This is a genomic window from Halomicrobium katesii DSM 19301, from assembly GCF_000379085.1.
Lineage (GTDB): Archaea > Halobacteriota > Halobacteria > Halobacteriales > Haloarculaceae > Halomicrobium > Halomicrobium katesii.
Window position 1 is genome coordinate 2,116,818 of record NZ_KB905378.1, and the last position, 13,926, is coordinate 2,130,743.

Annotated in this window: 11 protein-coding genes and 1 tRNA gene; 4 read left to right on the top strand and 8 right to left on the bottom strand. The window is 65.7% G+C overall.

Annotated elements, in window-relative coordinates; all coding sequences use genetic code 11:
• Positions 1–12: 12 nt before the first annotated feature.
• From HALKA_RS0111175 to HALKA_RS0111190, 4 genes are read left to right on the top strand one after another with little or no spacing between them, the layout of a single operon-like run.
• The gene (locus HALKA_RS0111175) at positions 13–489 is read left to right on the top strand and encodes a DUF4332 domain-containing protein (protein WP_018258076.1); all 477 of its coding nucleotides are present in this window, start codon (positions 13–15) and stop codon (positions 487–489) included.
• A 46-nt stretch (positions 490–535) separates the two neighbouring features.
• Positions 536–2,011: an aminodeoxychorismate synthase, component I gene (gene pabB / locus HALKA_RS0111180; protein ID WP_018258077.1), complete on the top strand. Its 1,476-nt coding sequence runs from the start codon at positions 536–538 to the stop codon at positions 2,009–2,011.
• A complete protein-coding gene (locus HALKA_RS0111185; RefSeq protein WP_018258078.1) occupies positions 2,008–2,655 on the top strand; it encodes an anthranilate synthase component II in 648 nt (215 codons plus the stop codon). The genes pabB and HALKA_RS0111185 overlap by 4 nt, the downstream gene beginning before the upstream one ends.
• Positions 2,640–3,512, top strand: coding sequence for an aminotransferase class IV (locus tag HALKA_RS0111190; RefSeq protein WP_018258079.1), 873 nt, complete (start codon positions 2,640–2,642; stop codon positions 3,510–3,512). Before HALKA_RS0111185 ends, HALKA_RS0111190 begins: the two co-directional genes overlap by 16 nt.
• 10 nt (positions 3,513–3,522) lie before the next feature.
• On the opposite strand, the gene HALKA_RS0111195 is transcribed toward HALKA_RS0111190, so the two are convergent.
• The 8 genes from HALKA_RS0111195 to HALKA_RS0111230 all read right to left on the bottom strand — a co-directional run bounded on the left by HALKA_RS0111195 (position 3,523) and on the right by HALKA_RS0111230 (position 13,788).
• Positions 3,523–3,813 carry a DUF7526 family protein gene (locus HALKA_RS0111195; RefSeq protein ID WP_018258080.1) on the bottom strand — a complete coding sequence of 97 codons (291 nt, stop codon included), beginning with the start codon at positions 3,811–3,813 and terminating at the stop codon, positions 3,523–3,525.
• A 156-nt stretch (positions 3,814–3,969) separates the two neighbouring features.
• Positions 3,970–4,042: transfer RNA gene (locus HALKA_RS0111200), tRNA-Gln, on the bottom strand.
• A gap of 121 nt (positions 4,043–4,163) precedes the next feature.
• A complete protein-coding gene (locus HALKA_RS0111205; RefSeq protein ID WP_018258081.1) occupies positions 4,164–4,595 on the bottom strand; it encodes a metal-dependent transcriptional regulator in 432 nt (143 codons plus the stop codon).
• 31 nt (positions 4,596–4,626) lie between these two features.
• Positions 4,627–5,106 (bottom strand): hypothetical protein, encoded by a 480-nt coding sequence (locus HALKA_RS0111210; RefSeq protein WP_018258082.1) that lies wholly within the window; start codon positions 5,104–5,106, stop codon positions 4,627–4,629.
• A gap of 213 nt (positions 5,107–5,319) precedes the next feature.
• Positions 5,320–6,894 (bottom strand): PKD domain-containing protein, encoded by a 1,575-nt coding sequence (locus HALKA_RS0111215; RefSeq protein WP_018258083.1) that lies wholly within the window; start codon positions 6,892–6,894, stop codon positions 5,320–5,322.
• Between the two features lie 69 nt (positions 6,895–6,963).
• Complete coding sequence (locus HALKA_RS0111220) at positions 6,964–8,892, bottom strand: glycosyl hydrolase family 18 protein (protein WP_026190276.1); 1,929 nt, start codon at positions 8,890–8,892, stop codon at positions 6,964–6,966.
• Between the two features lie 266 nt (positions 8,893–9,158).
• Positions 9,159–11,144: a glycosyl hydrolase family 18 protein gene (locus HALKA_RS0111225; RefSeq protein WP_026190277.1), complete on the bottom strand. Its 1,986-nt coding sequence runs from the start codon at positions 11,142–11,144 to the stop codon at positions 9,159–9,161.
• A 769-nt stretch (positions 11,145–11,913) separates the two neighbouring features.
• Entirely contained in the window at positions 11,914–13,788 is a 1,875-nt protein-coding gene (locus HALKA_RS0111230) for a PKD domain-containing protein (protein WP_018258085.1), read from the bottom strand.
• Positions 13,789–13,926: the final 138 nt, after the last annotated feature.

Below are 13,926 nucleotides of genomic sequence, written 5' to 3' on the forward strand. Positions count from 1 at the left end.
GTAGCCCCTCACATGGGTCTGTTGCAGAAACTGAAATCGGCACTCGGGCTCGACGTTTCGGGGTCGCCGTCCGCCGGGGGAAACACTCCACAGGACGTCGACGTGACCGTCGAGCGCGAGCCGTCGACGGAGTCGGAGGACGCCGTCAAGGGGACCGAGACTGACACGTCAGGAGCAACGCACGATGCCGACACGGCGACCGAATCCGAGCCCGCGAGCGAGCAGGCCGACGCGGACACAGACGACGAGTCCGAGACGACGGCAGCGGCGGCCACCCCGGAACCGACCGACGACGACTCCCCAGTCGACGACGACGCACCGGTCACCGAGATCAAGGGTGTCGGACCGGCCTACGCCGAGCGACTCGAAAACGCCGGGATCTCGACCGTCTCGGAACTCGCGGCGGCCGACGCCGACGAACTGGGGGAGGCGACCGACCTCTCTCCCAACAGGATCTCCGGCTGGATCGAACAGGCGAACGCCTTCTGACCGTCGACCGCAAGGGAATTATCCGCCGCTCACCTCCTGTTCGGTAATGCCAACTGTCGTCACTGACAGGGACTCGTTCCTGTCGGTCGCTGCCGACGCCGCTCCCACGGCCCGCGTTCCCGTCGAGGTTCGCGTCACGGTCTCGGACCCGTTCGTCGCCTATCGACGCGCACGCGACGGCGACGCGGCCGGCGGCGTCTATCTCGGGACGACCGGCGGCCAGTCCGGCTGGGGCTACTTCGCGACGATGCCCGCGGATTTCCGCGAGGTCAGACCCGGCGAGGCCGACTCGCTGGCAGCTCTGGCCGACGCAGTCGACACCGACGACCTCGCCCGCGGCGACTGCGACGTTCCGTATCCGTGTGGGGTGATCGGCTGGCTCTCCTACGACGTGGCCCGCGAACTGGAGTCGCTGCCCGACGACGCGCTCCGTGATCGTGCGCTCCCGCGCCTCCAGCTCGCGACCTACGACCGGATCGCCGCCTGGGAGGAGCCCCGCAGCGACGAGGTCACGCTCCGAGTGACCGCCTGTCCGCGCCTCGACGAGTTCGAACGGCCGGCGCTGGCCTACGAGTTCGGCCGCCAACACGCGCTGGAACTCGCCAGGGCGGCCGTCGACGGCGATCCGTCGGTCGGTGACCCGACCTCGGCGGCCGACGACGCACGGTTCGAGAGCGACTGCACGCCCGAGGAGTACGCCGACCGCGTGCGGGCCGTCCAGGACGCCGTCCGCGACGGCGACACGTTTCAGGCAAACGTCTCACAGCGCCTCGTCGCTCCGGCGGCCGTCCACCCCGTCGCGGCGTTCGACGCCCTCCGGACGGTCAATCCGGCCCCCTACTCGGCGCTGGTGGAGTTCCCCGGGATCGATCTCGTGAGCGCCAGCCCCGAGCTGTTGCTCCGCCGTGACGGGGACGCGATCGAGACGGAGCCGATCGCCGGCACACGCCCGCGAGGTGACACGCCAGAAGACGACGCCGCCCTCGAAGCGGAGCTACTCGACGACGAGAAAGAGCGGGCCGAACACGCGATGTTGGTCGATCTCGAACGAAACGACCTCGGGAAGGTCAGCCGGTTCGGCAGCGTCGAGGTGACCGACTACCGGCGGGTCGACCGCTACTCCGAAGTGATGCACCTCGTCTCGAAGGTCGAGGGCCGCCTGCGCGACGGGATGGACCTCGCCGACGCCGTCGCCGCGGTCTTCCCCGGCGGGACGATCACTGGTGCCCCCAAGCCCCGGACGATGGCGCTCATCGACGAACTGGAAGCGACCCGACGCGGCCCCTACACCGGCTCGGTCGGCATCTTCGGGTTCGACGATCGGGCGACGCTGAACATCCTCATCCGGACGCTGGTCCGCTACGAGTCCCGGTACTACCTCCGGGTGGGCGCGGGGATCGTCCACGACTCCGTCCCACGAAGGGAGTACGACGAGACCCTCGCCAAGGGGCGGGCACTGATCAACGCCGTCGACGAGGCACTCGACGCCGACGCCGAAATGACCGTGGAGGCCGAGCGATGAGCGTCGCGCCGACGATCCTGGTGATCGACAACTACGACTCCTTCGTCTACAACCTCGTCCAGTACGTCGGCGAGGTCGTCGAACGCCTCGGCGGCGGTCCCGAGGACGTGCTCGTCCGACGCAACGACGCGGTCTCCGTCTCGGACATCGAGCACCTCGATCCGGACGGGATCGTGGTCTCGCCCGGCCCCGGAACGCCCGAGGCGGCCGGCGTCTCGATGCCGATCTTCTCGCGACTCCGGTACCCGACGCTCGGGGTCTGTCTGGGCCACCAGGCGCTGTGTAGCGCCAACGGTGCCGAGGTGGGGCACGCGGAGTCGGTCGTCCACGGCAAGTCCTCGACGGTCACCCACGACGGGACGGGCGTGTTCGCGGACCTGCCCGACCCCTTCGAGGTCGGTCGCTACCACTCCCTGGCCGTCGAGCGAACCGCACTGCCCGACGCGCTCGAAGAGACCGCGGCCACGGTGTCTGGGACCGACGGGGACGTCAGAGACGACGCTGCGGGCGACCGCCGCATCGTCATGGGCGTGCGCCACCGCGAGCGGCCCCACGTCGGCGTCCAGTTCCACCCCGAGAGCATCCTCACCGACGGCGGTAAGACGATGATCGAGAACTTCTGTCTCCAATGCAATACCACGTAAACGGCGATCTCGTCCCGGCGAGTGAAGCGACCGTCTCCGTCAGAGACCGAGGCTTCCAGTACGGTGACGCGGCCTTCGAGACGATCAGGGCCTACGGGGGGATCCCCTTCGAGTGGACGGCCCACCGCGACCGTCTCCAGCGGACCGCCGAGACGCTCGGCTTCGGCCACGCAGTGCCCGACGACCTCCGGGACAGGGTCGACGAGACGCTCGCCGCCAACGACCTCGACGACGCCTACGTCAAGCTCTCTGTCACCCGCGGCGTCCAGCCCGGGACGCTGACGCCCGACGAGACCGTCGATCCGTCCGTCGTCGTCGTCGTCCGCGAGCTTCCACGCGGCGGGACCGAGGGCCGCTCAGTCTGGGACGGCCCGGCGGACGTACAGACCGTCAAAACCCGTCGGGTGCCCGACGCGGCGCTTCCGGCCGACGCCAAGACCCACAACTACCTCAACGGAATCCTCGCTCGGCTGGAACTGCGCCGCGCCGCGACCGACCGCTTCCGGGCCGACGAGGCGCTGTTGCGCGACACCGACGGCAACGTGGTCGAGGGTGCCACCAGCAACCTCTTTTTCGTCACCGAGGCCGGTCTGCGAACGCCCGCCAGCGACCTGGACCTGCTACCGGGCGTCACCCGCTCGGTCGTGATGGACCTCGCCGAGTCCGAGGACTTCCCCGTCGAGACCGGGACGTACACCGTCGACGACGTTCGCGAGGCAGACGAGGCGTTCCTGACCAATTCGACGTGGGAGATCCGACCCGTCGCCACCGTCGACGGCATCGACGTGGGCACCGGTCCGATGACGAAACTGCTCCAGCGGCTCTACGACGAACGCGTCGAGAGCGAGTGTTATTAGACCGACGCCCTCACCGCACGTCGACGGCCTCGTAGACCCCCGGTACGTCGGTCTTCCGGACCGTCGCCGTCAGTTCCGCGCCCTCTTCGACGGCGTCGTCGGCGACGATCGTCACCGGTTCGATCGGGTCGCGCCTGAGAAACGACCAGAGCCGTTCGAGCCAGCCCGGCTTGCCGCCCTCGCGACAGACGAGGACGTATCGGGACTCCGCCAGCGCCGCCAGCTCTGCGACCAGTTCGGCCTCGTCGAGTTCCGCCGGGCTGACGACGTGAATCACCTCGCCCGTGATCGTCTCGGTCATGGTCTCACTCACCAGGGCGCGGGAATCTACCTTGCGGTCCGGGACGCAACTCCGGAACGTAGCCTCGGGCGGATTCGAACCGCGAAGGCTCGAATTCTCTCGCCTTCTGCTTCGAATCCACCGTGCGCTATTCGTCCTCACTTCGCTCGGACAAAATAGTCCCGGGCGGATTCGAACCGCCGTCATGGGCTCCAAAGGCCCATATGATTGGCCACTACACCACGGGACTTCATCCAAGTATTGCTCGGCGGTGTTTAATAGAATTGTCTTTGCAGTCGCCGTCCGCTCCACCGCAAGACTGGCGACCGGGCAGCCGGGCCGCGGCGCGTCTCCGATCCAGATCGACGGCGCTAGTCGGACGCCTCGGCTTCCAGCTCGATCAGCCCGCACACGTCGTCTTCGGCGTCGAAACAGTCCGGACACTGCGGTTCCCGGTCGATGATCGTGTCCAGTCGCTCGGCGACGGTCTCGTCGATGACGCCCTCCAGTTGCTTTGCCTCGCCGCGGAACTCCTCGACTTCCAGCACTTCGAGGAGAAACCGCTCGATGATGCAGTAGTTCTGGAGCGCCTCGCGTGCGCGGTGAATCCCCTCGTCCGTGAGGTCGACCCCCTTGTACTTCTCGTGTTCGAGGAGGTCCTGGTCTTCGAGCTTGCCGATCATCTCGTTGGCACTGGCCGGGCTGACTTCGAGCATGTCGGCCACGTCACCGGTCGATGCTGGGCCGTCCTCCTGTTCCTGGACGAGGTAGATGGCTTTCAGATACTGGTTAGCGGTGTTCACGTGGATCCCTCCGTTGGTGTCGCGGCGGCACTCATTCGCGTCCCTCCATGAGTTCGGTCACTTCCTCGACGCCGTCTGCTTCCTCGTCGCGGATGCGTTCGAGCGTCGAGAGGAGCCGATTTCGGTCGATACTGAACTCGGTCTCGGAGGCCTCGATCGCTCCGATGAGGTCGTCGTAGAACTTGTACGCCGTCTCCTCGTTGCACAGCTGATCGTAGAGGACGCCGTCGAACTCGTCGTCGCTCTCGTACTGGGCCTCGACGAGCGTCTGGATCTCGTCGAACGGCACCGTCTCTGCCTCCAGTTCGCCGATCAGCTCTTCGAGCGCCCGACGATGTTCTTCGGACTCGCTGGCAGCGTGGTCAAGTAGTGTCTCGACTGCGGGATCGAGATCCGCCGAGACGCTGGCGTGCTTGTCGGCGCGGGCCTCGACGACCTCTTCGAGGACGACGCCGATCTGGAGCAGCCGTGCGAGCTGGTGGTCGGAGCCGACTGGCCGCTGGAGGCTCACGGTACCTGCCCCCGTCGGTCACGCGTCTGTACAGTCATGGTCGTTGCTCGGGGAGGCGACGACTTAAGCGGTTCCCTCGCGGGCCACGCTCCGTTGCCCCGAGCAGCTAAAAACGGCTGCGCCGGGCCGACCCCTTCGCACTGCCTGTTCGTCTGGACACCATCTCGCGATCCCCGCTGGGTCGCGATTCTCCTCGCATGGTCTACGTCCGCATCAGTCCTCGTCGGACTCGAACGTCGCGAATATGTCGGCCTGCTCGGCGGCACTGGACTTGTACAGCGCCCAGAAGCTCAGCAGTCCGAGGTCCTCGTTTTCCGCCCAGTCGACGATGGCGCTGGCGTCGTCGGTCGTGAAGTTGTCCTCGCCGACGTTCGGCGTCACACCCAGCATCTCCCAGCGTTCCTGCTCGGACTTGTCCGGGTAGACGTTGGCCAGCCAGTCGACAGTGCCCTGTCCGGCCGAGGGGATGATCGAGGTGTAATCGCCCGAGAAGCCCATGGTCATGATGTTGACGTAGGACAGGTCGATGCCCTTCTCGACGGCGTCGCTGACCATGTCCTTGGCGGGCGAGTAGTCGCGGTTCTCGATGCCGCCCTGTCCGGCCGGGACGGTGTAGGAGATCTTCACCTCGGGGCGCTCGTCTTGTAGCATCGCGAGCGCTTCGTTGCGGATCTCGTAGACGCTGCCGTCACGGCCCGCCTCGTTGGCGTTCTCGTCGTCGATGTCGAGGTGGGTGACCCCGAGCGTGTCGAGGATGTCGGCGTAGGCGTTCTTGAGTTCCGTCGCGTCGGTCGCGTCCCGCGCGACGGTGCGACCGTCCCAGCCACCGATGGCGACCCAGACCTCGATACCGTTGTCCTGGAGCGTCTGAATCTCGTCGGTGTAGTCGGTGAGCGGACGCTGGCCGCCGGAGGTGAGCCAGCCGGGATTGACCTCGCCGTCGTCGGTCGCGTCGCCGACGAACGAAACGACGACCCGATCGGTGTCGACGTTCAGCGTCCCGTCGACGAGACTTCCCCACGTGCCCTGGTAGGGCGCGAACACGTCGTCTTCCTTCTCGGACCCGCCACCGGTGTCGCCGACCGCGACGCTCACGGAGTCGCTGGCGGTCGCGCCAGCGTCGTCGGTGACGGTCAGCGTCGCCGTGTACTCGCCCTTCGCGTCGTAGCTTCTGGTGACGGTCTCGCCCGTCTCGGTGGTACCGTCGCCGAAGCCCCACTCGTAGCTCGTGACCGAACCGTCCTGATCGGCAGAGCCGGAGCCGTCGAAGGTGACCGTCTCGCCGACCTCCGGCGAGGAGGGCGAGGCCGAGGCGACCGCAGTGGGTGCGAAGTTCCCACACGCGCCGACCAGCGTCCAGACGTTCTGGCTCTCGGCGGGTTCGGTCCCGCTGGTCCACCACTCGGCTTCCCAGAGCCGACCGTCGTAGATCACTCGGTCGCCGCCGGTGTAGGTCGCCCCCGAATCGTACTGCGGGTAGTCGTCGCAGTTCGCGCTGTCACTGTCGTCGCCGTCGTCGCCATCGTCGCCGCCGTCGCCGCCGTTCCCGCCACAAGCGCCCTCTCGCGTCCAGACGTTGGCGCTCTCGGACGGCTCGTCCTGGGTCCACCACTCGGCGGTCCAGAGCGCACCGTCGTAGGTGACCTGGTCACCGCCGGTGTAGGTGGTGTCTGCGTCCCACTCCGGGACGCTACTGCAGTCTGCGCCGGCCGCGATGCCGCTGGCTCCGATACCGAGTGCTGTCAGTGCCGATGCTTTGCGTAGAATGTTCCGTCGTGTCTGTTTCATTGGTGTGATAACGTGATTCGTTCGTCCGCGATCGATTCGACGCGCCGAAAAAAAGCGATGTGATCGTCGCTACGCGGTCCGGTTGATCGTGTCGAGCAGCGTCTCGTTCCAGTCCTGGGAGAGCTCCCAGAACATGACGCCCTGCATGCCACGCTCTTTGGCGAACTTGACCTTCTCTTCGATGGCCTGTTCGTCGTCGTAGCTGATGATCGTCTCTTCGTCTTCGTTGACGATGTAGGGGACCGCACCGGGGTCGTGGCGCTTCTTCGTCCAACCGTCCGCGCCCTCGATGTTCTCTTCGAGGTCGCCGAAGTCGAACGCGCCGGTCGGATCGGCTCCGTCTTCGAGCTGGTCGTGCCACGTGCCCTTCGGGAGGCCGCTGTAGCTCCCGTACATCTCGGTGCCGTTGAAGCCGCGGCCGTAGAACGGCAGGCCGAGGATCAGTTCGTCGTACTCGGCGGGCTCGGCCGGCGGGTACTCCCACTGGCCGGGCCAGTAGCCCGTCTCGCCGTGGTCGCCAGCGTAGAGCTTGTCGACAGAGTACTCGACGAAGTACTGGGCGGTGTAGGTCTCGCCGTACTGTCCGTTCTCCGTGGGGTGGGAGTCGCCGTACAGCGGTGCGTTCTGACCGACTACGTCCATCCACGAGCCCGTGAAGTCGTAGGCCATGATGGAGGCGAAGTCACAGATCTCGCCGACGTCGCCGTGACGGAGGCCACCGGCGTTCCAGTCCGAGCCACCGTTCGCGACGGACAGCTCGTAGTACTTACCGTCTTCCTGGGCGGCTGCATCGAGCGTGTCGCGCAGTGCCTGCAGGAGGTCGACGTGGGTCTCGTAGTCCTTGTTGCTCCCACACTGGCACTTGCCCTGGGAGCTACCGGGGTGTTCCCAGTCGATGTCGATGCCGTCGAGGTTGTACTTCCGGAGGATCTCGACACAGCGGTCGGCGAAGGACTGTCGATTGCTCTCGGTCGCGGCGATCTCGGAGAAGCCGGTCGAGTCCGCCCAGCCACCGATCGAGAGCGTGATCTTGGTGTCGGAGGCCGCTCCGTCCTTGAGCTCCTTGAACCGTTCGAGGTTCTCGCGGTCCTGGTCGCTCATGATCGTCGGTACCGCCTTCTCGGCGTCAACGCCGAGGAACGCGTACTGGACGTGCGTGACCTTGTCGAAGGGGATGTCCTCGGGGTAGTAGTCGTACTCCGGCGTGGCCTTCCAGCCGGGGTAGTAACCGATGACCTTGAACTCGTCGTCGGGGCTGTCCGGTGCCGGCATGACCGAGAGCGTCTCGGTGACGGAACTGGACGCGCCCTCGGCGTCCGTGACCGTCAGCGTGACCTCGTAGTCACCGGCCTCGTCGAAGGTCAGCGAGTTCTCTGCACCCTCGACGGTGCCGACGGTCTCGATGTCCCACTCGTAGCTCAGGGAGTCCCCGTCGGGATCGGAGGACCCGCTGGCGTCGAGGGTCACTTCCTCGCCGGGCTCGGGCGAGGACGGCGAGACGGTAAAGGAGGCGTCGGGCGACTGGTTCTCGTCGCCACCGCCACCGCCGCCACCGCCGCCGCCGTCACCGCAGGGACCCTCCAGGGTCCAGACGTTCTCGCTCTCGGCGGGTTCGGTGCCCTTGGTCCACCACTCGGCGGTCCACAGCGATTCGTCGTAGGTGACCTGATCGCCGCCGGTGTAGGCCATGCTCGATTCCCACGCGGAGGCCTCGCTGCAATCCGTGCTGTCGTCGCCGTCGCCCGGTGGAGTGTTACCACAGGCACCCTCCTTGGTCCAAACGCCGGCATCCTCGGCCGGCTGGGTACCGCTGGTCCACCACTCGGCAGTCCAGAGCGCACCGTCGTAGATAGCCTGGTCGCCGCCGGTGTAGGTGGCGCTCGCGTCCCACTCGGAGACGCCACTGCAGTCCGCTGCTGTTGCTGTCGCGCTGGCTCCGACTGCCAGTGCCGACAGGGCCGTTGCCTTCTGTAGCATGTCGCGTCGTGTTTCTCTCATAGATAGTGTCGTGGTTTCGCTGCGTCGTCTGTGTTTGATCGGTCCGTGTGACGGCGGCGGGGCTATCGAGTCACGCTGTCGCCCCCTTTGCCGTCGGTTCGCAAAGCGGCCCGGGGGTGAACGTCAGTTACCCCCGTAATTGCACGCCACCGCACAGGCCGTGATACGGAAAGTTGTAGGTCTTTACCAGATCGACCGCACGCCGTCGTTCGGTCGACTGGGTAAACGCCTACAACTTCCCGTATGAGGCGCTGCTGGAACGGACGCTATTCGTTGAGCGTGTTCCAGAGCGTGCTGATCAGTTCGCCGTCCTTCGTGTCGCCACCGATGGCCCACAGCATCGTCCCGCCGTACGGCGAGTCGCGGAGCCACTGGGCTTTCATCTCCATGGTCTCGACGGTGTCGTGGGAGATCATCTCGCCGCTGGCCTTGTCGTAGCCACCGCCCTTGTCGGGGTTGTAGCTGTAGGCCGTCATGGCGTCCTCGTCGATGTAGGTCTCGTAGTCGTCGCCGTCGATGATACTGGAGCCGCCACGGGAGCCACCGGCGAGGTCGTAGTACTCGTAGATACCACCGATGGTACCGAAGGTCCCCTCGCCGCTGGCGTTGCCGTCCTCTCCGTCGAACTTCTGGAAGAGGCCGTCGTCCTCGCCGTTGCCCTCGCCGTCGGGGTCGTTGACGTTGCTCCAGCTACGCCCGTAGAACGGGACGGCCATGTTGAGCTGGTCCGGCGACCAGCCCTGCTGTTCGAACCAGCTGAGAGCGTAGGAGGCGTTCCAGCTGTCGGACTTCTCGAACGGGTTGTCCGGGTTCTCCTTGAGCGGGGCGTGATGGCGGGTGTACTCGCTCCAGATACCCGCGTAGTCGAAGGTCATCACGAGGATGAAGTCGAGGATGTCCGAGAGCGCGTCGTGCTCGTAGTCGGCCATCGCCTCGGGGTCCGCGTTGACCGCGGCGGTGACCTCGTAGGGCTCTTCGCGACCTTCCTCTGCGGCCTTCTCGTCGAGGCGATCGCGGACCGCCTGACACAGCTTCGTGAAGTTCGGAATGTCGATTTCGGGACGTTCGACGTTCTCCTTGTTACACGCCTCGCCGCCGTCGCCCTGACAGCCCCCGCCGTGGGGGAACTCCCAGTCGATGTCGATGCCGTCGAGGTTGCCTCGGTCGACCCACTCGGCACACTGATCGGCGAAGCGCTGGCGGTTCTCCTCGGTTTCTGCGGCGTACGAGAAGTACTCGGAGTCGCCCCAGCCACCGATCGAGAGCGTGAACTTGGTGTCTTCGTTCTCTTCGGCGAGCTCGGCGATGCTCTTTCCGCCGGGTGCGTCACGCCAGTCGGTGTTCTGGTTCCAGAACGCCTGCTGGCCGTGACTGTCGCCGACGAGGTTGACGGAGCCGTCTTCCTCCGGGCGCGCGAACGCGTACTGGACGTGCGTGATCTTGTCCAGTGGCATGTCGGACGGGGTGTACTCGCGGTCGTACTGTGCCCACTGTCGGTAGTAGGCGACGACTCGCTTGTCGCCGGGCTGCGTGCCGCCCGCGGTGCCGACGAACACGGATCGGGTCGCAGTCGCCTCGTTGCCGTCTGCGTCGGTGACGGTCAGCGTGACCTCGTAGGTGCCTTCCTCGTCGAGCGTGACCGTGTTCTCGACGCCGGAGATCGGACCCTGGTCGCCGACCATCCACTCGTAGGACTCGATGTCGCCCTCGGAGCCGCTGGCGTCCAGCGTGACGTCCTCACCGACGTCGACGCGCGTCGCGCTGGCGTCGATGACGGCGTTGAGGTCGGAGGACCCACCGTCCTCGCCACCGTCGTCGCCGCCGTTGTCGCCGTCGTCGACGGCGCGGACCTTCGTCCAGACGTTCGCGCTCTCGGCGGGTTCGGTACCCTTGGTCCACCACTCGGCCTCCCAGACGAACCCGTCGTAGGTGACCTGGTCGCCGCCGGTGTAGGTCGCGCTCGAATCGTAGGCAGGAATGTCGCTGCTGCCGCCGTCGTCGGAGCCGCCGTCGTCCCCGCCGCCTCCGTCAGCGGGTCCGACTTTCTCCCAGACGGCCTCGTCTGCGCTCGGTGCCGTTCCTTTGGTCCACCACTGTGCTTCCCAGACGTATCCCTCGTAGACGACTCGGTCGCCACCGTTGTAGGTCGCGCTCGAATCGTACGTCGGATACTCTTCTTGTGCTGTTACCGCGGAGACGCCGGCCAGACCGGCCAGCGCCGAAAGCGATTGTAGATAGTTGCGACGTTGCATGGTTATTGTCGCGGCGGTGTCGACCGTTGGCGTGCCACCGTTGGATCTGTCCGCCCCGCTGTCGGGACGGCGTTCTAGTCCCCAATCCGCACCCAACGTTCTCTCACCCAGCCGCTGTGGGTACCACGCACCTGCATACACTAAAAAACTCCGAAAATTAATATTTCCATGCATAGAACGGATATCCACATTCATCGGAACCGTCGCGTTATTTTATAATGATAAATGATATCCTCTCGGACTAACACGTGGTATGTGACACTTTCACTCACTACTGCTGTTGTCAACACTCTTCTCATTGCCTTCGTCGGTCTGTCAGGGGCCCGTGCGTACAATCTGCTCTCCACGCCGGTGCCGAGTCGTTGCCGAAGTCCTACACGATTGTTCACCCAGAAAAAACGCACTCGTGAGACTGATTGTGTGATCTTTTGTACCATGACTCAGGGAGAGACCTTGCAGGCACTCTACCGGAGCCTAAACGCTGTTTCGTGGCGTGAACCGACCGACTTCGTCGCTTGCGACAGCTCGTTCGTACGACCACCGTACCGACCGAACCGATTCACACCGTCGTCGTGCGGTCAGATACGGAGCGGTACTGTTGACCGTAAATACGTAATCGGTTTCGCCATCCCCGGCGGCGTATCTCTACACGAAGTTACGGCCACCGATATGTGCCCTGATTGCCACTGTCGCCGTCGTGGCACGGATCGGCGGCAAAAAAAACGGTGTCGCAGTCTCGTGACGGCCTCACGGTCGACCGTCGTCGCCGTCACTGCACCTGGTTGTAGATGCCTGCGAACTCGTAGGCGCTCTGGTCGATGCCGCTGCACTTGCCCGAGACGGTCCCGTCGGGACAGTCGCCGTTGTCTCGATCCAGCGACCAGAAGGAGACGAGACCGATCCCCTTGTCCTCGACGAAGGAGACGACTTCCTCGGCGTCCTCGGGCCGGTGCTGGCCACCGACGTTGTTCTCTCCGATCATCGGCGTGATGCCGACCATACTCCAGGCCTCGTCGGCGGAGAGGTCCGAGAAGATCGACAGCAGATCCTCGTGGGTGCCGTTCGCGGTGTCTTTGACAGTGCTCGCACTCGGACGGACCCAGCCGTAGTTCATCGTCATGACGTTGACGTACTGCACGTCGACGCCGTTGTCGCGAGCGTTCTCGACGACGTACGTGCCGTGCTCGGTCAGGCCGGTCGTCCGACAGCGCAGCGTGTACGACACTTTCAGGTCCGGGTTCTCCGACTGGAGTTCGGCCAGCGCCTGATTGCGTCGGTCGACGGCGGCCTCGTCGACGGACTCGATGTCGAAGTCCAGGTGCGTGACGCCGTACGTGTCGATCACGGACTGGTACTCCGATTTGATCTTGTCGATGTCGGTCGTGTCCTGGGCGATCATCGTCCCGACCGCACCGCCAAAGGAGATGATGATCGTGCCGCCCTGGTCCTGGTACGCCTGGAACTCCGATTTGAGCCCGGCCTCGCCGACGAGTTGGTCGACCTCTCCGCCCCACGCGGCGTTGCCGTTTCCGTCCGAGAGGACGAACGCGGTGGTGACGCTGTCGTTGCCCGCCTGCTCTGCGTGATCGACCAGCGTCGTCTCGGGATCGGTGAAGACGTAGTTGTACGGCGCGAACTCGGTCGTCCCTTCGGTGCCGCCGGAGCTGTCGCCGACCGAGACGAGCGTCTCGTTGGTGTCGCTCGCGCCCGCGTCGTCGGTGACGGTCAGCGATACGGTGTAGTCGCCGGCCGAGCCGTAGCTGTGACTGACGGACTCGCCCGTCCCCGTCGTCCCGTCGCCCAGGTCCCACTCGTAGCTCTCGATCGTCCCGTCGGAATCGCTCGAATCGGCCGCGTCGAAGCTGACCGACTCGTCGGGAGCCGGGTTCGATGGGGAGACGGTGAAAGAGGCGTCCGGCGCGGCGTTGCCGCTCGAAACCGAGATGGTCGTCGAGTCCGTCGCCGTCGCACCGGCGTCGTCAGTGACCGTCAGGGTCACGGTGTAGTCGCCGGTCGACTCGTAGCTGTGACTCGCCGTCTCTCCGGTCGCCGTCGTTCCGTCGCCGAGTTCCCACTCGTAGCTGGCGATCGAGCCGTCGGGATCGCTCGACTTACTCGCGTCGAAGGAGATCGAATCACCGGGTTCGGGCGTGCTCACGTCGGCCGAGAACGACGCCGTCGGCGCGGTGTTCTCGTCGCCGTCGTCGCTACCGCAGGCCCCTTCCAGGGTCCAGACGTTCTCGCTCTCGGCGGGTTCGGTGCCCTTGGTCCACCACTCGGCGGTCCACAGCGAGCCGTCGAAGGTGACCCGGTCGCCACCCGAGTAGGCAACGTCCGACGCCCACGACTGGACGCCGCTACAGTCGACGCCGCTGCCGCTGTCGCCGCTGTCGCCGTCGTCGCCACAGGCCCCTTCCAGGGTCCAGGCAGCCTCGCTCTCGGCGGGTTCGGTGCTCTGTGTCCACCACTCGGCGGTCCACAGCGAGCCGTCGAAGGTGACCTGGTCGCCGCCGGTGTAGGTGGCGCTCGCGTCCCACTCGGCGACGCCGCTACAGTTTGCTGCCGATGCGCTCGCACTGGCTCCGATCGCCAGCGCGGAGAGTGCTGATGCGTTTCGCAGGAAGCTTCGTCGTGTCTCTTTCATGTGTTGTGTGATCGTGTCGTCGGTTCGAACGCGGGCCAGAGCCGACCAGCGCCGCGTCGTGCTACCACGACCGACCGACACGGCGTCTGGTGACCCTCCCAGCTTCGCGCCCCCAGCCGTCGTGTCAGATCGGTCGCC